Below are 20,866 nucleotides of genomic sequence, written 5' to 3' on the forward strand. Positions count from 1 at the left end.
GGCGAACACGAGCAGGCCGATGACCGGCCCGAACAGCGCGGCCGACGGCGACTTCGTGACGCTCCCGAGGTAGATCGTCGCGACCTGCTGCAGGATGACGAACCCGACGGAGGCGAAGACGGCGCCCTTCACGGCACTGCGCAGCGCCACGCGTTCGCGGGGCAGCCGCGCGATGACCCACAGGAAGACGAGGGCGTTGGCGAGCAGGCCGAGCACGATGGTGGCGCCGCGGAGCAGGACGATCGCCCAGGTGGCGTGTTCGAGCCCGACGAGTTCGAGCAGGAACTGCCCGATCCCGCCGCCGACGGCGGTGATCCCGAAGGAGACGACGAGCGCCACCCCGAGCCCGATCAGCGCGACGAGGTCCTTGAGCGTCTGCTTGACGAACGGCTGCGGCTGCTTTTCCTGGCCCCACTGCGCGGTGAGCGCGTCCCGCAGGTTCGACATCCAGCCGACGCCGGAGTAGAGGGCGATGAGCAGCCCGAAGATCCCGATGCCGCTGCCGGAGTTGAGCGCGCCGTCGACGATGCTCTTGACCAGGCCGCGCAGGCCCTCGGGGACGGAGTTGTTGATGCCGTCGGTGATCTTGTGGATGATCGTCTGGTCGTGGTTGACGACCAGCCCGAAGACGGCGAAGGCGACCATGAACAGCGGGAAGACCGACAGCACGCTGAAGTACGTGATGGCGGCGGCGTAGTGGTTGCCGTACCGCTCGGTGAAGGCGTCGTTCGCCCGGATCAGATGGTCGAGCCAGGGGTACTTCCGCCGCAGCCGCGGCAGCAGCTTTTCCTTCTCTTCGTTCGCCACCGTGAAACGCTAACCACGCGCAGTGAACCCCGCAACGCGAGCGGGCCGGGGTTACCGCACCGGGGGCAGGAAACCGATCCGCTGGTAGGTCTTCGCCAGCGTCTTCGCCGCGACCTCGCGGGCACGCTCGGCACCCGCGGCGAGGACCTTGTCCAGCTCGGCAACGTCGTCCAAATAGGACTTCACGCGTTCCTGGACCGGGGCGACCCACTCGACGAACACTTCGCCGAGGTCCTTCTTCAGGTCGCCGTAGCCCTTGCCTTCGTAGGCGGCTTCGAGGTCGGGGATCGACCGCTCGGTGAGTGCCGAGTAGATGGTCAGCAGGTTCGAAACGCCCGCCTTGTTTTCGGTGTCGAACTTGACCTCGCGGCCGGTGTCGGTCACCGCGGAGCGGATCTTCTTGGCCGAGCGCTTCGGGTCTTCGAGGAGTTCGATGATGCCGTTCGCGCTGGAGGCGGACTTGCTCATCTTGCTCGTCGGGTCCTGCAGGTCGTAGATCTTCGCGGTGTCCTTGATGATGTACGGCTCGGGCACGACGAAGGTCTTGCCGAGCCGGTTGTTGAAGCGCTGCGCGAGGTTGCGCGTCAGTTCCAGGTGCTGGCGCTGGTCCTCGCCGACGGGGACGGCGTCGGCCTGGTACAGCAGGATGTCCGCGGCCTGCAGGATGGGGTAGGTGAAGAGGCCGACGCTGGACCGGTCGGCGCCCTGCTTCGCGGACTTGTCCTTGAACTGCGTCATCCGGCCGGCCTCGCCGAAGCCGGTCTGGCATTCGAGCACCCAGCTCAGCTGCGCGTGTTCCGGCACGTGGCTCTGCACGAAGAGGGCGCTGCGCTGCGGATCGATGCCGATGGCGAGCAGCTGCGCGGCGGAGACCCGGGTGCGCTGACGCAGCACCTTCGGGTCCTGCTCGACGGTGATCGCGTGCAGGTCGACGACGCAGTAGAAGGTCTCGTGCGTGTCCTGCATCCGCACCCACTGGCGCAGCGCACCGAGGTAGTTGCCGAGGTGAAAGGAATCGGCGGTGGGCTGGATCCCGGACAGGACCCGCGGACGGCGCTCTGCTGCGACGGTCTGCTCTTCGGACACGTCAGGATTCTTTCAGGCGAGCTGCGGAGACGGGAGCCGAGGGGCCTCAGGCATGCGAGCCGGGGGCCAGGAAGGGCCGGGTCGGCGTGGCATCGGGCTCGGCGAGGACGGCTTCGGCCATCGCGGTGACCGGGCCGGGGACCTCGGGCTCGGCGGGCTTGGCCAGGACCGCTTCGGCCATGGCGGTGACCGGGCCGGGCACTTCGGGGTCCGGTAGCCCGGGGTGCTGTGCGGCTGCGCCGGGCATCGGGGCGGTCCGGCCGAGGCGGTTCGGCTCTGCCGACAGCGCGCCGGGCGTCGGGGCGGTCCGGCCGGGGGTTTGGGCCGTGCCCGGCACGGAAGCACTCCGGCCAGGGCGGTTCGGCTCCGCCAGAACAGCGCCGGGCATCGGGGTCGGCCGGGCCGAGATCTCGGGCTGTGCCGCCGGGGCGGTCCGGCCCGCAATCTCGGGCTTGGGCAGCGCGTCGGTCGTTGTGGCGAGGGGCGCCGCGTCGGTGAGGGCCAGTGCCGCTCGGGTCTTGCGGCGCTGGCGCAGCACACCCAGCGTCATCCCGACGATGCCGAGCGCCACCGCGACCAGGCCCACCGGGCCGAGTACGCCGAAGCTCTCCGCGTTCGTGTCGGCCTGCGCGGTCGTCGTGACGGTGGCGAAGGCGCTGCCGCCGGTCAGGAGGAGGCCCGCCGGGATCAGCGCGACCACCGTGGCCGCGCGGAAGCCGCGCAGCGTGGACCGCAACAGGAGATGACCTGGGTTGCGCACCGGAGTGCCTCCCGCGAGTGACGAGCGCTGCGTTTCACCCAATGGCTCACCCATACGAGTGAGACGCTGCGTGCTACTGGTCAAAAAACTACCGAGCGTGTCAAGACCTGTCGGTATTGATCGACTCGGACGCCGAGACTAGCGCCCATTCAGGAACACGACCCGGGCGCCCCCGGGGTTCACCGCACTCGCCCGAGTGGGTGTTGCGCATGGCGGAACACTGATACTGGAAGTAGAGGTTGCCCGGACGGCGCCTTGCTGGGCGTCACTCGTTCGCCTGTACCGTTCGCGTCGATCGCGGCGGCGTTCCGCTCACTCTTTCGGGATCGGTCTATGCCTTTTGCGTAGCCGGGAAGTCGATGTCGTACGTCGCGGTGACCGGCGCGTGGTCGGACCAGCGCTGGTCGTACGTGGCGGCCCGCTCGACGACGACCGAGACGACCTTCTCGGCCAGGCCCGGCGTCGCGAGCTGGCAGTCGATGCGCCAGCCGGAGTCGTTGTCGAAGGCCTGCCCGCGGTAGGACCACCACGTGTAGGGGCCGGGGCCCTCGGGGTCGAGCCGCCGCTGGACGTCGGTGAAGCCCGCCTCCGTGTAGACCCGGCCGAGCCAGGCGCGTTCCTCGGGGAGGAAGCCGGAGTTCTTGCGGTTGCCGCGCCAGTTCTTGAGGTCGACCGTGTCGTAGGCGATGTTCCAGTCCCCCACGACGACGGCCTCCCGCCCGGCCGCGGCGGCCTTCGCCCGCAGCTCGACGAGGTAGGGCAGGAACGCGGCCATGAAGCGTTCCTTCTCGTCCTGGCGTTCGGTGCCGACGTCCCCGCTGGGCAGGTAGAGGCTCGCGACGACGACGTTCGGCAGGTGCACCTCCAGGTAACGCCCGCTGTCCTCGAACTCGGGCTCACCGAAGCCGACGCGCACCTCTTCGGGCTCGACGCGGCTGTACACGGCGACGCCGTTGCGTCCCTTGACGGCCGACGGCGCGTGCACCGAGAACCACCCTTCGGGATCGACGACCGACGCGGGGAGCTGCGCGGCCTCGGCCCGCACCTCCTGGCAGGCGACCACGTCGGCCTTCGTGGCGGCGAGCCACTCGACGAAGCCCTTCTTGGCGGCGGCCCGCAGGCCGTTGACGTTCACGGTGGAGACGGTCAGCACGCCCCGCACGCTACCGGCCGGGCCGGCGCTGCCGCGGCATCGGGGCCGGACCCCGTGGCCGCTCTGCCAGACTGCCGCCCATGGGTGAACCGACGAGCAGGCTGACCGTCCTCGGCAGCTGCGGCGCCTGGCCGGAGCCCGGGCGAGCATGCGCCGGATTCCTGTTGGCGCACAACGACTTCCGCATCGTCCTCGACCTCGGCTACGGCGCCGCCCCGCGGCTGTTCGCGCACTGCCGGGACCGGCTGCCCGACGCCGTCGTCGTGACGCACGAGCACCCGGACCACTGCGCCGACGTCAGCGCGCTCGGCCGGGCCTGGCACTACACGGTCCAGGCCGCCGCCCCGGCGGGTTCGCCACCGCCGCGGTTGCCGCTGCACTGCACGCCCGGCACCGTCCGCCGGCTGGCGGCGATGGAGCCCCGCCCGCACCCGGCGGAGCTGTTCGCCGTGCACGACCTCGGCGAACCGGCCGGCCTCGGGCCGTTCCGCCTGACGCCGTACCTGCTGCCGCACCACCAGCCGAACTTCGGCGTCCGCCTCACCGCACCCGGCCTGACCGTGGCCTACACCGGCGACACGGGACCGTCGCCGCTGCTGGCCGACCTCGCCCGCGACGCGGACCTGGTCATCTGCGACGCCACCCTCCGCACCCCACCGCCGGAGGGGGAGCCCCGCTACCTGATGACGGCGGCGGAGGCGGGCCACTGGGCGCAGAAGGCCGGAGCCCGCCGGCTCCTGCTCACCCACTTCTGGCCCGGCACCGACCGCACCGCGGCCGCCGAGGAGGCGCGCGCCGAGTTCGGAGGCGAGGTGCTGGTCGCGGAGGAGGACCTCACGGTTGCGCTCTGATCCCCATCGAGCGCGCCGCTGAACCTCACCGCAGCCGGACTCCGCTCCGCGAAACGCGACTCGCCGCAGCCGCCGAGGAGACGCGCGCCCAATTCGGAGGCGAGGTGCTGGTCGCGGAGGAGGACCTCACGGTTGCGCTCTGATCCCCACCGAGCGCTCCGCGAAAGCCCGTTCGCCGACGCGCCCTGATCCCCTTGGGACGCGATCCGCTGAACCCCGCCACCGGCGCGCGCCCTGATCCCCATCCGGGCGCAACCCCGCTGCCGATCCGCGTTGCGTGCCTGCCCGCGAAACTCCCCCTGGAGACTCCGCGGACATCGCTGCCTTCGTTCGTGCCGCATTCAGTTGTCGCCCGTCCCCGGACGGTTCCTCCTCTCCTGCGACCCCGGGTCGCCGACCGGTGTTTCCGACGTGCTCAGTTCTAGCACCGGGCACCGACAAAAACCGGATCGTCGCAGGTCAGAAGGGGAAAAGCGGCGACAGAACCGGGCTCGAACCGCCGGGCAGCGGGCGAGGTCGCGCTGGGGTCCACGCGTGCCCGGACAGCGCGGACGAGAAATCCACCGAGATGTGCCCAGGCACGACTCACCCGGAGCCGGAAACCACACCCACCCGAAACGGCAGGCTCAGCAGGCAGAACCCTCCACGGGCTGCGTGAACGCCGCGGCCACCCACTTGTTCTCGGCCACCTTCCGGAAGCCGTTCTGAACCCCTGGCACCGCATCGAACTGGGCGTCACGGAGATACTTGCCGACGATCTTCGCGTTGCCGTCGGCTGCTTCGCGTGCGTTCAGGACGTCGGCCGTCACCGTGACCTTGCAGCCGGTGGCCGAGGCTCCTGCCGCCTTCTTGTCGGTGTTCAGCGCGTAGATGACGATGATCGCGATGATCGCGCCGACGACGAGCGCCGTCTTCTTCGACATACCGAGGATCACGTCTTCCTCCAACCGCGGATCCCGTCCCACGCCAAGGGTAGGCAATCCTTTACCCGCAGGAACAGCGCCGGATGCCGCAACCACCCGGAGGCGCCAGTGAACTCACCCGCCGGTGACTGGCGGTGATCACGAAAAGCCCCCTTCCCCGGCGAACGGGGAAGGGGGCTTCCGAGCGGAAACACTCAGCCCTGGGCGATCTTCTTCGCCAGGTTGTCGTCCAGCGTCGCGAGGAACTCCTCGGTCGTCTGCCACGGCTGGTCCTTGCTGATGAGCAGCGCGAGGTCCTTCGTCATCTGGCCGCTCTCGACGGTCTCGACGACGACCTGCTCCAGCGTGTTCGCGAAGCCGATCAGCTCCTGGTTGCCGTCCAGCTTGCCGCGGTGCTCGAGGCCGCGGGTCCAGGCGTAGATCGACGCGATCGGGTTGGTCGACGTCGGCTTGCCCTGCTGGTGCTGGCGGTAGTGGCGGGTGACCGTGCCGTGCGCGGCCTCGGCCTCGACCGTCCGGCCGTCCGGGGTGCGCAGCACCGACGTCATCAGGCCCAGCGAGCCGAAGCCCTGGGCGACCGTGTCGGACTGGACGTCACCGTCGTAGTTCTTGCACGCCCAGACGTAGCCGCCCTCCCACTTCATCGCCGCGGCGACCATGTCGTCGATCAGGCGGTGCTCGTAGGAGATGCCCTTGGCGTCGAAGTCGGCCTTGAACTCGGCCTCGAAGATCTCCTGGAACACGTCCTTGAACATGCCGTCGTAGGCCTTGAGGATGGTGTTCTTGGTCGACATGTAGACCGGCAGGCCGCGGTCGAGGCCGTACTGCAGCGACGCGCGCGCGAAGTCCTCGATCGACTTGCGGTAGTTGTACATCCCCATCGCGACGCCGCCGCCCTCGGGGAACTTCGCGACCTGGAACTCCATCGGCTCCGACCCGTCCTCCGGGGTGAAGCTGATGGTCAGGGTGCCGGGGCCGGGCACCTTGAAGTTGGTGGCCTTGTACTGGTCGCCGTGTGCGTGGCGGCCGATGATGATCGGCTTGGTCCACGTCGGCACCAGCCGCGGGATGTTCTGGATGACGATCGGCTCACGGAAGATGACGCCGCCGAGGATGTTGCGGATGGTGCCGTTGGGCGACAGCCACATCTTCTTGAGGCCGAACTCCTCGACCCGCGCCTCGTCCGGGGTGATCGTGGCGCACTTGACCCCGACGCCGTGCTTCTTGATGGCGTTCGCGGAGTCGATGGTGACCTGGTCGTCGGTGCGGTCCCGCTCCTCGATGCCCAGGTCGTAGTAGTCCAGGTTCACGTCCAGGTACGGGTGGATCAGCTTGTCCTTGATGAACTGCCAGATGATGCGGGTCATCTCATCGCCGTCGAGTTCGACGACGGTGCCCTGGACCTTGATCTTGGCCATGAGCAGCGGTGCTCCTTCCGCGGATCTTCGCGTTACTTCTTCGGCTCGCCGGTAGCGGTACAAGCGTACTGCTTGGCACAGCTTGATGGTTCCAGTAGTGGTCGGTATCAAGTCTCCACCCGCCGTTTGTGGCACGGATCACGGGTCCGGCCGACCGTTCGGCGCGCGGCCGTCGCGCCGGGGACTGAACCGGGGGACGATGCCGACCGTGCATTCCAGGTACGGGAGGTGACGGCCATGTCGACCCATCGGTACGCCGGGTACGAAGACGACTACGACGAGTACGAAGAGACCACCGACGTCGTCGACGAGCGGCCGCGCCGGGCCGGCGCGCACGTGGTCAGCGCGCTCGGCGGCCTCGTGCTGACCCCGGTCGCGCTCGGCCTGCTGAGCTGGGGCGGGCTGCGCCAGCAGCAGCTGATCCAGGCGACGCTGAGCACCAACCGCGACGCGCCGGGCATCGCGCTGCTGGCCGGCGGGGCGATCCTGCTGCTGGCCGTCGCCGCGCTCGGCGCGCTGTCGGCGTCCGGGCCGATCCTGGGCGGGCTGCTCTACGGCGTGCTGCCCGGCGTGGCCGCGATGGCCGTGCCCGAATGGGGGTTCCGGCTGGTCAACCTGATGCCCAAGAGCGACATCGCGTACGGCGTCATGGACTTCCTGTTCATCGGCGGGCTGCTCGGCATCGGCTTCCTGCTCGTCGGCAGCGGGCTGGCCGGCGCACTGGTCCGGCGGCGCCGCGAAGCCTGACCCGCGCCGGTGGCATCATCGGCGGATGGGACTGTTCACCGTCGCGGAGGCACGGGACGAACTGGCGCGGCTGCGGCCGGTCCTCGACGAACTCGTCCGCGTCCGTGCCGACGCGGCCGAGCTGGCGGCGGCGCTGCGTCCCGGCGGGCGGACCACCGAGCTGGGCGGGCTGCCCGAGTGGAAGGCCGCGCAGGCCCGGCTCGACGACCTGATGACGACCGTCCAGCGCACCGGCGCCGAGCTGAAGGGGTTCGCGCCGCTGCTGGTCGACTTCCCGGCCGAGATCGACGGCACCGACGTGCTGCTGTGCTGGCTCGAAGGCGACCGCGAACTGGGCTGGTACCACCGCGCCGACCTGGGCTTCGCGGGCCGTCGGCCGCTGAAAACCGCTGGTGGACCCGGCTAGGTTGGGATTCGTGGACCACGAATCGAGAGCCGCCTTCTTCGACGGCACGGCCGAGCACTACGACGAAGACACCTTCCACTTGCGCGTGGCGGAGGCTCTGGTCGAGGGGCTGCCCGAAGGCCCGGACCTCGTTCTCGACGTCGCCACCGGGACCGGCTTCGCGGCGTACGCGGCGTTGCGGCTGAAGCCGTCTCGCGTGCTCGCTGTCGACGTCTCGCCGGCGATGCTCGCCCGCGCCGAGGCGAAGGCGCCTTCGCTGGACCCTTCGGGAGTGATCACGTGGCAGGTCGCGCCCGCGGTGCCGATGCCCGCCAGGGACCACACGGCCGACGTCGTGCTGTGCGCGTCCGCGCTGCACTTCCTGGGCGCGACGGCGTTCCCCGACTGGCTGCGGGTGCTCAAGCCGGGCGGGCGGCTGGCGTTCTCGGTGGTGTCGGGAGCGCGGTTCAAGCCGTCGGGGCCGTTCGCGGACTTCGTGCCGACGGACCTGGAGTTCCCGCACGACGAGGCCGGAGCCGCGGCGCTGGCCACTTCGGCCGGCTTCGCGGACGCCTCGGCGCGGACCTTCACCTTCGACGCCGGGGACCGGGTCCGCAGCGTCCTCCTGGTGCACGCGACGGCTCCCGGAAAGCCGTGACTGGCCGGCTTCGAGACGTAGTGGATCACCCGTGCAGCGCGGCGCCCTTGAGGATCTTGTCCACCGCGTTCTTCGGGCCGTGGACCGCCATGCCCGCGAGCGCCAGCTTCTCGCCCGGCACCGCGCGCACCGCCGCCCGGTTGTCGGCGTCGTTGCCCGTGTGGAACAGCTCGTCGGTGAAGATCGAGAACCGCAGCCCGCGGCCCAGCGCCCGGGCGTGCGCCGCCGTGAGGACGTCCGCGGTGCCCGAGAACACCAGCACCGGCTGGCCGAACATCGGCAGGTACTGCGTGCCGTCGGCGTCCTCGTAAGGCGCACCCATCAGCTCCGGCGTCACGTGCGCGATTCCGCTGACCAGGAACGCCGTGACGTTCAGCCGCTGCCAGGACGCCAGGTCGTCGCGGAGCAGGACGGCGATCTTCGTGTCGAAGGAACTCATGCCCGCAAGACTCACCCGGCCGAGGCGCCCGCGTCTTGTACGTTCTTGACATGGCCAACGTGGCAGCCTGGCGGCCGGCGGTCCCCGGGATCGCCGAGGTCTTCCACGCGCGGTTCACCACCCACGCCTACCCGCTGCACACGCACGACACGTGGACGCTGCTGATCGTCGACGACGGCGTCATCCGCTACGACCTCGACCGCCACCACCACGGCGCGCTCGGCCCGGCCGTGACGCTGCTGCCGCCGGACGTCGCGCACGACGGGCGGGCCGCGACCAGCCACGGCTTCCGCAAGCGCGTGCTCTACCTGGACACCTCCGTGCTGGGCACGGACCTGATCGGCGCGGCGGTCGACCGGCCGAGCCTCGCCGACGACCTGCTGCGGACCCGGATCCACCAGCTGCACGCGGCGCTGGCCGACCCGGGTGACGCGCTCGAGGCCGAGAGCCGGCTCGCCCTCGTCGCCGACCGGCTGCGCGTCCACCTCGGGCGCCCGGCCACGCACGAGCCGAAGCGCGGGCTCGCCGACGAACTGAGGGACCTCCTCGACGCGAAGCTCCCCGAAGCAGTGACGCTCGCCGAAGCGGCCGAGAAGCTCGGCGCGCATCCCGCGTACCTGGTCCGGTGCTTCGGCAAGCGCTTCGGGCTGCCGCCACACCGCTACCTGACCGGCCGCCGCGTCGACCGCGCGCGACGGCTGCTGCTCGACGGTGCCCCGGCCGCCGAGGTCGCCACCGCGGCCGGGTTCACCGACCAGGCCCATCTGACGCGGCACTTCAAGCGGTACCTGGGCACGACGCCCGCGCGGTACGCGAAAAGCCGGTGACGGCGTCGGCCCCGGCCTGCAGAACACCGCCTATGTCGTGATCATCGCGTGGGAGACGCTGACGGCGCTGGTTCTCATCGCGGCGCTGGCGGCGTGGATCCGCGCGAAGGACGCGACGGCGCGGCGCCTGTCGACACTCGGCTGGGTGATGTGGGTCCTGCTGTTCGGCGTCGGCTTCCTGGCCATCGGCGGCGAGTGGTTCCAGATGTGGCAGTCGGACGAGTGGAACGGGCTGCAGCCGGCGCTGCAGAACTTCCTCGTCGCGGTCGCGGCCCTGGTCATCGCGCAGCTGCCGAGGCACGAAGGTGTGTCAAGATGACGGCATGCTGCGCGAACTGCACCTGACCGGCGACCCGGCGGCGGACAAGCTGCTCAACGACGATCCGTTCGCCCTGCTCGTCGGCATGCTCCTGGACCAGCAGTACCCGATGGAGCACGCGTTCGCCGGCCCGCGCAAGATCGCCGACCGGATGGACGGCTTCTCGCTGGCCAAGATCGCCGCGACCGACGTCGAGACGTTCGTCGAGATGTGCGTGGTGCCGCCCGCCATCCACCGCTACGGCGGTTCGATGGCCCGTCGCGTCCACGCCCTCGCGCAGCACATCCTCGAGAACTACGACGGGCGTACCGAAGGCATCTGGCTCGACGGACGCCCGAAGCCCGACGGCCCGGAGGTGCTGAAGCGCCTGAAGGCGCTGCCCGGCTTCGGCGAGCAGAAGGCGAAGATTTTCCTGGCGCTGCTGGGCAAACAGCGCGGCGTCACGCCGAAGGGCTGGCGCGAAGCGGCCGGGGCGTACGGGGACCGCGGCTCGCGCCGGTCGATCGCGGACGTCACCAGCGCCGAGACGCTCGCCGAGGTGCGCGCGTTCAAGAAAGCCGCCAAGGCCGCGGCCAAGGCGGGCTAACGCACCCAGACGCGCAGCGGGCCCAGCGGCCGCGCGCCGTGGTCCAGTGCGACCCGCAGCGCGTCGCCGTGTTCGTAGCCGACGACCGGGAGACCGGGGAAGGCCGCGGCCACCGCCGCGACCGCGCCCGGCCAGCCCGCGTCCGGTCCCGCGAAGTTGGACAGCCCGACCACGCCGTCGCCGCGGTGAGCCGTGACCACGTTCTCGCCGCGCGAAAGCAGCGCCACCGTGTTCCCGAGGGGCGACGCGGCACGCTGCCAGCCCGGTTCGGGAATCCCTGCGCCGCAAGCAATCCACGTGGCTTCGAACAGCACCGAGAAGCCGGGCAGGTCCAGCGTCGCGAAGCTGTCCTTCACCGAGCACCCGGCCGAGCCGTCGACGAACGGGAGGATGTCGGCGGCCGTGGCGTCCGGGGTCAGGGTCACCGCGTCCGGGTAGTACGGCGGCGTGCGCCGCGGGCTCGTCCAGGCCCGCGCGCGGAACTGCCCGCCGCAGACCAGGTCGCACCAGGCGGCGTTCTCCGCGATCGCCAGTTCCGTTTCCACCACTGCGACCCTCTCACAGCAGGCCGGCGAGCTTGTAGAGCACCAGACTTCCCGCCACCGCGACGTTGAGGCTCGCGCCGGTACCCACCATCGGGATCTCCACGACGCTGTCGAGCAGGTCGAGCGCCTCCGGCGGGATCCCGGTCTGCTCGTGGCCGAGCACGGCGATCGTGCGGCCGCGGGCGGCGGGCAGGTCGGCCAGGCGCACCGCTTCCTCGGCCAGCTCGACGCCGACCACCTGCGTGCCGGCGGCCCGCTCGCGCGCCAGCCAGCCCGGCGGATCGTGCACCCAGTGCACGCATGCCGGGCGCCGCAACGTGTTCCCGCGCCGCAGCGCCTCGGGCACCCACGGGAACCGCGGCACGGCCACCGACCGCGTCGCAGGTGCGCAGGAGCGTGCCGAGATTCGCGCCGTGCAACGGCCACAGCGGGGCGGCCACCAGGTGACCCCAACAGGAATGCGACGTGCTTCGCCGGGTCTTCTGCAGCTCTCGAGGCGTGCGGACCCGGACAGCGGGGCTCACCGGCGCCGAGGCGCGGCGCCTCCGGATTCGCTGATCATGCGGCTGACTCTACCCGGCGTCCGGGCCCGCTCCTACCCTGGAACCGGAGGTGAAGCCCATGCACGCCACAGTAGGAGACGAGATCCAGGTGCACGGCCGGACGGTCGGCTCGGCCGAGCAGCGCGGCGAGATCCTCGAAGTCCGCGGACCCGACGGCACGCCGCCCTACCTGGTCCGGTTCGCCGACGGGCACGAGGCGCTCGTCTACCCCGGCCCCGACTGCGAAGTCCAGGCCCACGCCGAATAGCCCGCGCTAGCCGACCGCGACCGGTTCCCGGGGTTCGCGGACCCGTCCCCACGCCGCGCCCACCAGCAGCAGGGCCACCAGCGTCAGGGCGGCCGCGACCTCGGGCAGCAGCAGCGGCCCGCCGGAGGCCAGCACCGCTCCCCCGACCACGCCGGACAGGCCGACGCCGAGGTAGATCGCGGACGCGTTGAGCGACAGCACCAGCCCCGCGTGGCCCGGCGACAGCTCGATCAGGCGGTGCTGCACCGGCGGGTTGAACGACCACGTCGCCAGGCCCCACACGAACAGCGAGATCCCGGCCGCGACCGGCGTCGCCGTGGTCAGCGGCAGCAGCGCCATCACGATCGTGATGGCCACGACGACCACGAGCAGCGGCGCCCGTGATCCCCAGCGGTCGGTCGCCCGGCCGCCCGCGAAGTTGCCGACCGCGCCGCCGACGCCGTAGCAGAACAGCAGCACCGTGACCGTGGTGCCGTGCACGCCCGCGGTCGCGGCCAGCAGCGGCGACACGAACGTGTAGACCATGAACGCCGCGAGGCACGCGAGCACCGTCGTGGCCAGCATGACCAGCACACGCGGGTCGCGGCCGGCGGCGAACCGCTCGGCCAGCCGGACCCGCGGCGGGGGCGCGACCGTGGGCAGCGCCAGCCGCACGGCCACCGCGCTCGCCAGCGAGAACGCCGCGACCAGCGCGAACGCCGTCCGGTAGCCGAGGTGCTGGGAGATGAGGCTGCCGAGCGGGACACCGAAGATGAGGGCGACCGTCAGGCCGCCGAACACGAGCGCGACGGCGCGGCCACGGCGTTCCGGCACGGTCAGCTCGGCCGCCACCGCGCTGGCCGCGGGCGTGAACACCGCGGCGCCGACCGCGGTCACCACCCGGGCCACCAGCAGTGAGCCGTAGCCGGGCGCGAGCGCGGCGAACAGGTTGCCGGCGCCGGTGACGGCGAGCGCGGCGACCAGCAGCGTCCGGCGTTCCCAGGTGCCGGTGGCGGCCGCGAACACCGGCGAGCCGACCGCGTACGCGATGGCGAAGGCGGTCACCAGCTGCGCCGCCGCGGTGGCCGAGACGTGCAGCTCGCCGGTCAGCGCGGGCAGCAGCCCGGCGACGATGTAGCCGCTGGTCCCGACGCCGAACGCGCCGAAGGCGAGGACCGAGATTCTCGGAGACGTAGGTGCGGACATGGGTGTGGCCCCCAAGCGAAGCAGGGATTGGTTCGATGAACGTCGTAGTTCGACGATCACCGTACTAAGCCGCTGCCGCAATTTCGACCTGCGTCGTACAATGGACCCATGGCCAAGACCGCCGCCCTGCCCCCGCTCGTCCACCCGGCGCGGGAGGAGATCACCGTCGAAGGCGTGCTCCGCGCCCTCGCCGACCCGGTGCGGCTGGCCATCGTCCGGCAGCTGGCGGCCACCGATCAGGAGATCGCGTGCGGCGGGCTGACCGTCCCGGTGACGAAGTCCACACTCACCCACCACCTGAGCATCCTGCGCCAGGCCGGCGTGGTGGCCGGCCGCCAGGAAGGCACCACGCGGTTCAACTCCTTGCGCCGCAACGATCTCGACGCCCTGTTCCCGGGCCTGCTGGACGGCGTTCTGGCCGCTCCGCGCTGAGCACGGCGTTACGGTGTGGATCGTCACCCGATATCGGGATGACAACGGCCCCCTTCGCTTGTTGGACTAGGGCGTAGGCAGCTCACGGCGCTGGGGCCGATCGGCTGTCTTCTTTTATGCCCCCGTACTGAACCGATCCAGAGATCGGCTTGGTAATCGTTTACCCACCCTGGAAGGAGTGCCGTGCCCGTCGCGCTGCTCGCGCTCGCCATCGGAGCTTTCGGCATCGGGACCACCGAGTTCGTCATGATGGGCGTGCTGCCCCAGGCGGCCGCCGACTTCGGCGTCGACATCCCGACCGCCGGCCACCTGATCTCCGCCTACGCCCTCGGCGTCGTCATCGGCGCCCCCCTGCTCACCGCGGTCGCCGTCCGGCTGCCGCGCAAGACCATGCTGCTGGCCATGATGGGCCTGTTCACCGTGGGCAACGCCCTGTTCGCGCTCTCCCCCAGCCAGGAGTTCGGCGTCGCGTTCCGGTTCCTCGCCGGCCTGCCGCACGGTGCGTTCTTCGGCGCGGGTGCCGTCGTCGCCTCCAGCCTCGTCGGCCCCGGCCAGCGCGCGAAGGCCGTGTCGCTGATGTTCCTCGGCCTGACCCTGGCGAACGTCATCGGCGTGCCGCTGGGCACGCTGCTCGGCCAGCGGGTCGGCTGGCGCGCCACCTTCGGCGTCGTCGCCGTGATCGGGCTGGTGGCCATCGCCGCCATCGCCAAGCTCGTCCCGCACCAGGGCAAGCCCGCCGCCGAGGCGTCGCTGCGCAACGAGCTCGGCGCGTTCAAGCGGCCGCAGGTCCACCTCGCGCTGGCGATCGTCACGTTCGGGCTGGGCGGCGTCTTCGCCTGCCTGTCCTACATCACGCCGATGCTGACCGACGTCGCCGGCTACGCGCCTTCGGACGTCACGCTGCTGCTGTCGCTGGCGGGCGTCGGCATGACGATCGGCAACCTGCTCGGCGGACGGCTCGCCGACCGCGCGCTGATGCCGAGCCTCTACATCGCGCTGCTGGCGCTGGCAGCAGTGCTGGGCGTCTTCACCGTCACCGCGCAGGGCAAGGTCGGTGCCGCGGTCACGATCTTCTTCGTGGGCGTCGCCGGCTTCATGATCGGCCCGATGATGCAGGCGCGGATCATGGAGAAGGCAGGCGGCACGCCGTCGCTGGTGTCGGCCGCGGTCCAGTCGGCGTTCAACATCGCCAACTCGATCGGCGCCTACCTCGGCGGCCTGGTCATCGCGGGCGGGCTCGGCCTGGTCGCGCCGAACTGGGTCGGCGCGCTGCTGGCCGTGTTCGGCCTGACGCTGGCGGTCGTTTCGGGCACTTTGGACCGTCGCGAAGCCCGCGTCGAACGCCGTCGCGAGCTCGCGATGGCGTCCTAAGAGGAACTGAACGGGCCGCCGATGATGGTCAGGGCGACGAACAGCACCGCCGCCGCCAGGCCCGTGTAGGTCACGATGTCGACGGCCTTGCCGCGGATGGCCAGCAGCCCCGCCCTGGCCGTCGGCAGGACCGCCCGCAGCACCGCGGCGAGGAGGAGCGCGGCGCCGATCAGCGCCGCGCCCTCCCGCCAGTGGTACTGGACGATCCGCAGCGCCGCCACGGCCACCACCAGCAGCACCGCCGCGAACGGCAGCTGGGTGAACCGGGCCTGCCTGCGCCGGCGGTCGCCGATGTCCCGCCGGTCCTCGGTCATGGTCATCAGCCTTGGACCGAGCGTTCCGCCGCCTCGACGACGTTGCTGACCAGCATCGCCCGCGTCATCGGCCCGACCCCGCCCGGGTTCGGCGAGATCCAGCCTGCGACCTCGGCGACGTCCGGGTGGACGTCGCCGGTCAGCTTGCCGTCCACGTGGGACACGCCGACGTCGAGCACCGCGGCGCCCGGGGCGACCATGTCCGGCGTGATGATCCCCGGCACGCCCGCCGCGGCGATCACGATGTCGGCCCGGCGGACCTCGGCGGCGAGGTCGCGGGTGCCGGTGTGGCACAGGGTGACGGTGGCGTTCTCGCTGCGGCGGGTCAGCAGCAGGCCCAGCGTGCGGCCCACGGTGATGCCGCGGCCGACGACCGTGACGCGCGCGCCGTTCAGCTCGACGCCGTGCCGCTTGAGCAGCTCGATGATCCCGTACGGCGTGCACGGCAGCGCGCCCCGCTGGCCGAGCACCAGCCTGCCGAGGCTGACCGGCGCGAGGCCGTCGGCGTCCTTCTCCGGGTCGATCCGCTCCAGGACGCGGTTCGCGTCGAGGTGCTTCGGCAGCGGCAGCTGCACGATGTAGCCGTGGCAGGCCGGGTCGGCATTCAGCTCGTCGATGACGGCTTCGAGCTTCTCCTGGGTGATGTCGGCGGGCAGGTCGCGGCGGATCGAGTTGATCCCGATCTTGCCGCTGTCGGCGTGCTTCATCCGCACGTACGAGTGCGACCCCGGGTCGTCGCCGACCAGGACGGTGCCGAGGCCGGGCGTCACCCCCTTCGCGGCGAGGGCCGCGACGCGGGGCTCGAGCTCCGCGAAAATGGCGTTCTTGGTGGCCTTGCCGTCGAGAATCTTCGCCGTCACGACGCCTATTCTGGCAAAGCGACCCCCGCGCGTCGCTTCCAGGCGCGGGTCGTCGCAGCCCGTAGACTGGCCACTACCCCGGACGGTCCACTCGCGACGCTCCCCGCGATCGAGCTGTGATCCATGACACTCCGCATCTCGCGAGGTCAGACCGTGTGCCGGCGGGTGGCCGAGCGGCAAAACCCACATGCGGGGTGCACTCGCGCGCGCGAACAGTCAAAATGTGCGGGTGGCACAACCGACGACGCAGCTGAACGCGACCGAGCAGGACACCCTGGTCAAGCAGATCGGCCTTGCCCTGCTCCGTGCCGCCCCGCGCGACTGGCGCAAAGTGGTCGCGGAGTACCGAGCCGTCGGCCGGTACCACGAGCTGACCGGCGAGATCGTCACCGAGGACGGCACGGTGCACGAGTGGCTGGCCACGCACGACATCGCGACGCTGTTCGGCAGGCTCCGCGGCGGCATGTACCGCGACGGCCGCGGCACGTGGTTCAACGCGCGCTACCAGCTCGACCACCCGTCGAGCTACAACCTCGAGTACAACCGCGACGAGCCGGTGTGGAACCTCGCGCCGCCGCCGCAGGCCTACTCCGACGAGCTGCGGATGTTCCCGCGCACCGAGGAGAACGTCCCCGAATGGCTGATCCGGCGGATGTCCGGGCTCGGCCCGGAGCAGCCGGGGCCGCACTTCCGGATCGCCCGGATCTTCGACACCGTCGGCCCGGCGGGCCGCCCGGTCATCAACCGCCCCGACCTGGAGGTCGAGGAGCAGGACCGGCTGCTGGAGTACCTCGAGCGCGCGCCGCTGGTGGTGCCCGAGCGCGGGTACGACATCGACCGCCTGGCCGCGGCCCCCGAGGCGACGGTCCCGGTCGCCTTCCACAGCGACGGCCAGTGGATCTGGCCCGCCGCCGTCAATTTCTATCTGCACAAGTACGGCGTTTCCCCCGAACCGGACCTCGTCGAGCACGTCCGCGCGGTCGGCTTCAAGCTGCCGCCGGTCGACGAGCCGACCCTGCAGGCGGCCGCCGCGTACCTGACCCGCGGCAACCAGCCGCCGCCCCCGCCGCAGCGCCCGCCCGGCCCGCCGCCGCAGCAGCAGGTGCCGCCGCCTCCGCCGCCCCAGCAGCAGGCGCCCGCGGGCCCGCCGCCTGTCGCCCCACCCCCGCCCGCGCCGGTGGAGGCACCGCTTTCGGTGCACGCGCCGAGCGAACCCGAGGCCCCGGCCGAGTACGCCGAAGAGGCCTACGACGAGCAGGAGTTCGACGACCGCTTCGCCGAGGAAGACCACCAGTACGACGAGCAGGCCGAGCACGCCGCGGGCTCGAACGGCACGACGCCGGAGCCGGGCCGGGTCCCCGACATCGAGGAGACCGCGGAGTACGTCCCCGACCAGCCGATCGGGCACCAGCAGGACGGCGAGCCCTTCCCGCACCGCGAGGAGGAGCCCGCGGGCCAGGAGGAGCAGGCCGAGTTCGACGCCGCGCAGCACGAAGAGGCGCACGAGGACGAGCACGCCGCGTTCCAGCCGCCTCGGCACGAGGAGGAACACGCGGCGTTCCAGCAGCAGGGGCAGCCGGCCCGGCACGAGGACGAGCACGCCTTCCAGCCGCCGCGGCAGGAGGACGGACACGCTTTCCAGCCGCCGCGGCAGCAGGAGTTCCAGCAGGGACAGCCGCAGCAGCACGACGAGCACGCCGCCTTCCAGCAGGGCCAGCAGCCGCACGACGAGCACGCAGCGTTCCAGCAAGGCCAGCCCCAGCACGACGAGCACGCGGCCTACCAGCAAGGCCAGCCCCACGACGAGCACGCAGCGTTCCAGCAAGGCCAGCCGCACGACGAACACGTCGCCTACCAGCAAGGCCAGCCCCAGCACGAGGACGAGCACGCCGCCTTCCAGCCCCAGCAGGAGGAGCACTCCGCCTTCCAGCCGCCGCGGCCGGACGATGAGCACGCGGCCTTCCAGCCGCCGCGGCACGAGGAGGAGCGGGCCGCGTTCCAGCCCGGTCAGCCGCCGCGGCGGGAGGAGCCTGCCGCGTTCGATCCCGGTCCGCCGACCATGATCACCCAGCCCGAGGTGCCCGGCGTGCTGCCCGTGCCGGAGCCGCCCGCGCCGCAGCCCGCCGCGCAGGCCGAGCCGCCGCGCCCTGGCCGCCGTGCGCTGCGCCGGGAGGTCCCCGACCACCCGGTGCTCGCCGGGCTGCAGGCCAAGCTCGACGAGCTGGACGTCCCCGAAAGCAGCTACAAGCTGGGCGAGCCCGCCGAACACGGGTGGAGCGTCGAGCAGGTCGGCGACAGCTGGCGCGTCGGCTGGTACGACGGCAAGCTCAGCAACCCCGCGGTGTTCGGCGACGCCGAGGACGCGGCCGCGTTCATGCTCGGCAAGGTGCTGCTCAATCCGGAGGGGCACGTGCCCGCCGAGGAGCCGCCCGCGCCGGAGCCCGAACCGGAACCCGAGCCCGAACCGGCGCCGCAGCGGGTCGTCGCGACGCTGTCGCCGGAGATCGCGACCGGCTCCTACCCGGTCCGCAAGCCCGATCCCGTGCCCGCCCAGGAGCAGACGGCGTTCACCAGCGCCGAAGAGCTGTTCGGGGACCTCGACGAGGACGAGCCGCCCGCCCCGCCGCGGCAGCCCGCCCCGCCCGCGCCGGTGCCCGCCGGGCCGCCGCCGGTGGCCCAGCAGCAGGCGGGTCCGCCGCCCGCCGCGCCCGCGCCGCCCCGGCGTGAACCGCCGCCGGCCGCCCCGACCGTGCTGGCTCCGGCGGTCACCCCGGCCGCCCCGCCACCCGCGCCGCCGCGCCGCGAGGAACCGGCCCGCCCGGCCGTCAACGGCGGCGGGAGCCAGCAGCAGTGGCCGATCGCACCGCTGGCCGGTGAGCCGCCGCTGACGCTGTTCCGCGGCAAGGAGCTGCGCGAGCTGCCCGCGGGCAGCGAGCTGGACCGCTTCGGCGGCCCGAACGGCAACCTGACGTACGCGGCGGGCACGCCGTTCGCCGAGCGGTCGCTCGTGCCGGAGTGGGTCAACCGCCCGTACCACGTCTACCGGGTGCAGCGGCCCCTGGAGGCGCTGGCCGGCGTCGCGATCCCGTGGTTCAACCAGCCGGGCGGCGGGTCGGCGTACCTGCTGCCGGCGTCGATCGAGGAACTCCTCGCCGAGGGCGACCTGATCGAGCTGGACCCGGGCGAACCCCCGATCGACTGACCCGATTGCCTCTGAAGGCCACCATCACGGCATCCAGTGCCCTGATGGTGGCCTTCAGAGGCTTTCAGCGGACGACGAGGCCGTGGGCGGCGGCGAACGCGATCGCCGTCTCGATGTCGACTTCCGCACCCCGCAGGTCGGCCTGGACGAGGGCGTTCGCGTCGAGACGCGCCCCGCGCAGGTCGGCACCTTCGAACTTCGCGCCCTGCAGGCGGGCGCCGGTCAGGTCGCTGCCGCGGAGGTCGGCGCCGGCGAGGTCGGCTTCCATCAGGTTGGCTTCCCGCAGCCGCAGGCCGGACAGCCCGAGCTTGCGCAGCCGCGCCCGCGTCAGCGACGCGAGGGAGAGGTCGCACTCGGTGAGCGCGATCCTGCCGAACCCGCTGTCGGTGAACGACGAGCCCAGCAGCGAGCACCCCGTCCAGCGGCTTTCGGCGAGCACCGTCCGTTCGAAGGTGCACGAGCGGAACGCCGACGCGTCGTGCCGCGAGCGCGACAGATCGGCGCGGCTGAACACGCAGTCGTCGAAGGTGCAGCCGCGCGTCCGCAGGCCGCTCAGGTCCGCGCCGGTGAAGTCGCAGCCGGTGAACCGGCGCTTTTCCCACCACTGCCCGGACAACACCGCTTCGCGGTAGTCCTCCCCGGTCTCCAGCACGGCCCCAGGGTGCCACACCACCGGTCCCGCCCGTCATCCGTCCACTATGGACGGCCGTTGACCAGCTGCGTGCTCTGGACGTAGGCCATCGCCTCGATGTACTCGGGCAGCTGCGCGCGCCGGATCAGCTCGGCCTCGTCGAGGTCCTCCAGCCGGGTCTGGATCCACCAGAGGTTGCCGAAGGGATCGCGCACCCGCCCGACGCGGTCGCCGAAGAAGAGCACGGTCTGGCGCGTCACCTCGGTGGCGCCCGCTTCGATCGCCCGCCGCTGGGTCTCCTCGCTGTCCGGGACGTAGAGCCGCAGGTAGGCGGGGGTGTCGGCCCAGTCGTCCCGGCTGTCGAACGCCATCACGACGGCGTCGCCGATGCGCACCTCGGCGTGCCCGATCTTCCCGTCCTCGCCGACGACCCGCCCGAGTTCCTCGGCGTCGAAGGCGCGCTTCAGGAAGTCGAGCAGGCCGGCGGTGTCGCGGCCGATGATCCACGGGGTGACGGTCGTGTAGCCGTCGGGCACGGGGTTGACCATGGTTCCTCC

The 20,866-nt window shown here is 71.6% G+C and carries 25 protein-coding genes; 11 read left to right on the forward strand and 14 right to left on the reverse strand.

Features of this window, described 5'->3' with window-relative positions; all coding sequences use genetic code 11:
- The 4 genes from ABJI51_RS27700 to ABJI51_RS27715 all read right to left on the reverse strand — a co-directional run.
- Positions 1 to 807, reverse strand: an 807-nt coding sequence (locus ABJI51_RS27700) for a YhjD/YihY/BrkB family envelope integrity protein (RefSeq protein ID WP_348953987.1), incomplete at its 3' end; no start/stop codon positions are given.
- Between the two features lie 51 nt (positions 808 to 858).
- Positions 859 to 1,893, reverse strand: a complete 1,035-nt coding sequence (trpS, locus tag ABJI51_RS27705) for a tryptophan--tRNA ligase (RefSeq protein WP_348953988.1) — start codon at positions 1,891 to 1,893, stop codon at positions 859 to 861.
- Between the two features lie 46 nt (positions 1,894 to 1,939).
- Positions 1,940 to 2,653 (reverse strand): hypothetical protein, encoded by a 714-nt coding sequence (locus ABJI51_RS43605; RefSeq protein WP_431605666.1) that lies wholly within the window; start codon positions 2,651 to 2,653, stop codon positions 1,940 to 1,942.
- 331 nt (positions 2,654 to 2,984) lie between these two features.
- On the reverse strand, positions 2,985 to 3,815 hold the full coding sequence (locus ABJI51_RS27715) for an exodeoxyribonuclease III (protein WP_348953989.1): 831 nt from the start codon (positions 3,813 to 3,815) through the stop codon (positions 2,985 to 2,987).
- Between the two features lie 71 nt (positions 3,816 to 3,886).
- Here ABJI51_RS27715 and ABJI51_RS27720 point away from each other — a divergent pair, with 71 nt between their 5' ends.
- Positions 3,887 to 4,657: an MBL fold metallo-hydrolase gene (locus tag ABJI51_RS27720; RefSeq protein ID WP_348953990.1), complete on the forward strand. Its 771-nt coding sequence runs from the start codon at positions 3,887 to 3,889 to the stop codon at positions 4,655 to 4,657.
- Between the two features lie 626 nt (positions 4,658 to 5,283).
- Here ABJI51_RS27720 and ABJI51_RS27725 read toward each other — a convergent pair.
- Together ABJI51_RS27725 and ABJI51_RS27730 are read right to left on the reverse strand one after the other, a co-directional pair.
- Positions 5,284 to 5,580 carry an SH3 domain-containing protein gene (locus tag ABJI51_RS27725; RefSeq protein WP_348954327.1) on the reverse strand — a complete coding sequence of 99 codons (297 nt, stop codon included), beginning with the start codon at positions 5,578 to 5,580 and terminating at the stop codon, positions 5,284 to 5,286.
- A gap of 194 nt (positions 5,581 to 5,774) precedes the next feature.
- Positions 5,775 to 6,998 carry an NADP-dependent isocitrate dehydrogenase gene (locus ABJI51_RS27730; RefSeq protein ID WP_348953991.1) on the reverse strand — a complete coding sequence of 408 codons (1,224 nt, stop codon included), beginning with the start codon at positions 6,996 to 6,998 and terminating at the stop codon, positions 5,775 to 5,777.
- Positions 6,999 to 7,235: 237 nt separating this feature from the next.
- Here ABJI51_RS27730 and ABJI51_RS27735 point away from each other — a divergent pair, with 237 nt between their 5' ends.
- From ABJI51_RS27735 to ABJI51_RS27745, 3 genes are read left to right on the forward strand one after another with little or no spacing between them, the layout of a single operon-like run.
- Positions 7,236 to 7,745 carry a hypothetical protein gene (locus ABJI51_RS27735; RefSeq protein WP_348953992.1) on the forward strand — a complete coding sequence of 170 codons (510 nt, stop codon included), beginning with the start codon at positions 7,236 to 7,238 and terminating at the stop codon, positions 7,743 to 7,745.
- Between the two features lie 25 nt (positions 7,746 to 7,770).
- Entirely contained in the window at positions 7,771 to 8,151 is a 381-nt protein-coding gene (locus ABJI51_RS27740; protein ID WP_348953993.1) for a DUF2203 domain-containing protein, read from the forward strand.
- Positions 8,152 to 8,161: 10 nt separating this feature from the next.
- Positions 8,162 to 8,788: a class I SAM-dependent methyltransferase gene (locus ABJI51_RS27745; protein WP_348953994.1), complete on the forward strand. Its 627-nt coding sequence runs from the start codon at positions 8,162 to 8,164 to the stop codon at positions 8,786 to 8,788.
- 25 nt (positions 8,789 to 8,813) lie between these two features.
- Here the strand turns inward: ABJI51_RS27745 and ABJI51_RS27750 are convergent, their stop codons facing one another.
- On the reverse strand, positions 8,814 to 9,227 hold the full coding sequence (locus ABJI51_RS27750; RefSeq protein ID WP_348953995.1) for a DUF2000 family protein: 414 nt from the start codon (positions 9,225 to 9,227) through the stop codon (positions 8,814 to 8,816).
- A gap of 50 nt (positions 9,228 to 9,277) precedes the next feature.
- On the opposite strand from ABJI51_RS27750, the gene ABJI51_RS27755 reads away from it, so the two are divergent.
- From ABJI51_RS27755 to ABJI51_RS27765, 3 genes are read left to right on the forward strand one after another with little or no spacing between them, the layout of a single operon-like run.
- Positions 9,278 to 10,054 (forward strand): helix-turn-helix domain-containing protein, encoded by a 777-nt coding sequence (locus ABJI51_RS27755; protein ID WP_348953996.1) that lies wholly within the window; start codon positions 9,278 to 9,280, stop codon positions 10,052 to 10,054.
- A gap of 16 nt (positions 10,055 to 10,070) precedes the next feature.
- The gene (locus ABJI51_RS27760; RefSeq protein ID WP_348954328.1) at positions 10,071 to 10,373 is read left to right on the forward strand and encodes a DUF2165 family protein; all 303 of its coding nucleotides are present in this window, start codon (positions 10,071 to 10,073) and stop codon (positions 10,371 to 10,373) included.
- A 4-nt stretch (positions 10,374 to 10,377) separates the two neighbouring features.
- Positions 10,378 to 10,959, forward strand: a complete 582-nt coding sequence (locus ABJI51_RS27765; protein ID WP_348953997.1) for an HhH-GPD-type base excision DNA repair protein — start codon at positions 10,378 to 10,380, stop codon at positions 10,957 to 10,959.
- On the opposite strand, the gene ABJI51_RS27770 is transcribed toward ABJI51_RS27765, so the two are convergent.
- Both ABJI51_RS27770 and ABJI51_RS27775 read right to left on the reverse strand, forming a co-directional pair.
- Entirely contained in the window at positions 10,956 to 11,504 is a 549-nt protein-coding gene (locus ABJI51_RS27770) for a hypothetical protein (RefSeq protein ID WP_348953998.1), read from the reverse strand. The genes ABJI51_RS27765 and ABJI51_RS27770 overlap by 4 nt on opposite strands.
- Before the next feature lie 13 nt (positions 11,505 to 11,517).
- Positions 11,518 to 11,868, reverse strand: coding sequence for a TrmH family RNA methyltransferase (locus ABJI51_RS27775; protein WP_348953999.1), 351 nt, complete (start codon positions 11,866 to 11,868; stop codon positions 11,518 to 11,520).
- Positions 11,869 to 12,125: 257 nt separating this feature from the next.
- On the opposite strand from ABJI51_RS27775, the gene ABJI51_RS27780 reads away from it, so the two are divergent.
- Entirely contained in the window at positions 12,126 to 12,314 is a 189-nt protein-coding gene (locus tag ABJI51_RS27780; protein ID WP_348954000.1) for a DUF1918 domain-containing protein, read from the forward strand.
- A 6-nt stretch (positions 12,315 to 12,320) separates the two neighbouring features.
- Here the strand turns inward: ABJI51_RS27780 and ABJI51_RS27785 are convergent, their stop codons facing one another.
- Positions 12,321 to 13,499, reverse strand: coding sequence for an MFS transporter (locus ABJI51_RS27785; RefSeq protein ID WP_348954001.1), 1,179 nt, complete (start codon positions 13,497 to 13,499; stop codon positions 12,321 to 12,323).
- Between the two features lie 108 nt (positions 13,500 to 13,607).
- Between ABJI51_RS27785 and ABJI51_RS27790 the strand changes: the two genes are divergently transcribed.
- Together ABJI51_RS27790 and ABJI51_RS27795 are read left to right on the forward strand one after the other, a co-directional pair.
- The gene (locus ABJI51_RS27790; protein ID WP_348954002.1) at positions 13,608 to 13,931 is read left to right on the forward strand and encodes an ArsR/SmtB family transcription factor; all 324 of its coding nucleotides are present in this window, start codon (positions 13,608 to 13,610) and stop codon (positions 13,929 to 13,931) included.
- Positions 13,932 to 14,114: 183 nt separating this feature from the next.
- Entirely contained in the window at positions 14,115 to 15,302 is a 1,188-nt protein-coding gene (locus ABJI51_RS27795; protein ID WP_348954003.1) for an MFS transporter, read from the forward strand.
- On the opposite strand, the gene ABJI51_RS27800 is transcribed toward ABJI51_RS27795, so the two are convergent.
- Both ABJI51_RS27800 and ABJI51_RS27805 read right to left on the reverse strand, forming a co-directional pair.
- Positions 15,299 to 15,622, reverse strand: a complete 324-nt coding sequence (locus ABJI51_RS27800; protein WP_431605667.1) for a DUF3017 domain-containing protein — start codon at positions 15,620 to 15,622, stop codon at positions 15,299 to 15,301. The genes ABJI51_RS27795 and ABJI51_RS27800 overlap by 4 nt on opposite strands.
- Positions 15,622 to 16,476, reverse strand: a complete 855-nt coding sequence (locus ABJI51_RS27805; protein ID WP_348954005.1) for a bifunctional methylenetetrahydrofolate dehydrogenase/methenyltetrahydrofolate cyclohydrolase — start codon at positions 16,474 to 16,476, stop codon at positions 15,622 to 15,624. The genes ABJI51_RS27800 and ABJI51_RS27805 overlap by 1 nt, the downstream gene beginning before the upstream one ends.
- 223 nt (positions 16,477 to 16,699) lie before the next feature.
- On the opposite strand from ABJI51_RS27805, the gene ABJI51_RS27810 reads away from it, so the two are divergent.
- Positions 16,700 to 19,678 (forward strand): TNT domain-containing protein, encoded by a 2,979-nt coding sequence (locus ABJI51_RS27810; RefSeq protein ID WP_348954006.1) that lies wholly within the window; start codon positions 16,700 to 16,702, stop codon positions 19,676 to 19,678.
- Between the two features lie 64 nt (positions 19,679 to 19,742).
- On the opposite strand, the gene ABJI51_RS27815 is transcribed toward ABJI51_RS27810, so the two are convergent.
- Both ABJI51_RS27815 and ABJI51_RS27820 read right to left on the reverse strand, forming a co-directional pair.
- On the reverse strand, positions 19,743 to 20,330 hold the full coding sequence (locus ABJI51_RS27815) for a pentapeptide repeat-containing protein (protein WP_348954007.1): 588 nt from the start codon (positions 20,328 to 20,330) through the stop codon (positions 19,743 to 19,745).
- 44 nt (positions 20,331 to 20,374) lie between these two features.
- Positions 20,375 to 20,857, reverse strand: a complete 483-nt coding sequence (locus ABJI51_RS27820) for a VOC family protein (protein WP_348954008.1) — start codon at positions 20,855 to 20,857, stop codon at positions 20,375 to 20,377.
- Positions 20,858 to 20,866: the final 9 nt, after the last annotated feature.

This window comes from Amycolatopsis melonis (assembly GCF_040064235.1).
Lineage (GTDB): Bacteria > Actinomycetota > Actinomycetes > Mycobacteriales > Pseudonocardiaceae > Amycolatopsis > Amycolatopsis melonis.

Excerpts from the sequence above, each read along its gene's own strand:
- ABJI51_RS27735 (WP_348953992.1), top strand. The coding sequence starts at position 7,236 with ATGTCGACCCATCGGTACGCCGGGTACGAAGACGACTACGACGAGTAC.
- ABJI51_RS27780 (WP_348954000.1), top strand. The coding sequence starts at position 12,126 with ATGCACGCCACAGTAGGAGACGAGATCCAGGTGCACGGCCGGACGGTC.
- ABJI51_RS27765 (WP_348953997.1), top strand. The coding sequence starts at position 10,378 with ATGCTGCGCGAACTGCACCTGACCGGCGACCCGGCGGCGGACAAGCTG.
- ABJI51_RS27820 (WP_348954008.1), bottom strand. The coding sequence starts at position 20,857 with ATGGTCAACCCCGTGCCCGACGGCTACACGACCGTCACCCCGTGGATC.
- ABJI51_RS27755 (WP_348953996.1), top strand. The coding sequence starts at position 9,278 with ATGGCCAACGTGGCAGCCTGGCGGCCGGCGGTCCCCGGGATCGCCGAG.
- ABJI51_RS27750 (WP_348953995.1), bottom strand. The coding sequence starts at position 9,227 with ATGAGTTCCTTCGACACGAAGATCGCCGTCCTGCTCCGCGACGACCTG.
- ABJI51_RS27725 (WP_348954327.1), bottom strand. The coding sequence starts at position 5,580 with ATGTCGAAGAAGACGGCGCTCGTCGTCGGCGCGATCATCGCGATCATC.
- ABJI51_RS27720 (WP_348953990.1), top strand. The coding sequence starts at position 3,887 with ATGGGTGAACCGACGAGCAGGCTGACCGTCCTCGGCAGCTGCGGCGCC.
- ABJI51_RS27740 (WP_348953993.1), top strand. The coding sequence starts at position 7,771 with ATGGGACTGTTCACCGTCGCGGAGGCACGGGACGAACTGGCGCGGCTG.
- ABJI51_RS27785 (WP_348954001.1), bottom strand. The coding sequence starts at position 13,499 with ATGTCCGCACCTACGTCTCCGAGAATCTCGGTCCTCGCCTTCGGCGCG.
- ABJI51_RS27730 (WP_348953991.1), bottom strand. The coding sequence starts at position 6,998 with ATGGCCAAGATCAAGGTCCAGGGCACCGTCGTCGAACTCGACGGCGAT.
- ABJI51_RS27800 (WP_431605667.1), bottom strand. The coding sequence starts at position 15,622 with ATGACCATGACCGAGGACCGGCGGGACATCGGCGACCGCCGGCGCAGG.
- ABJI51_RS27790 (WP_348954002.1), top strand. The coding sequence starts at position 13,608 with ATGGCCAAGACCGCCGCCCTGCCCCCGCTCGTCCACCCGGCGCGGGAG.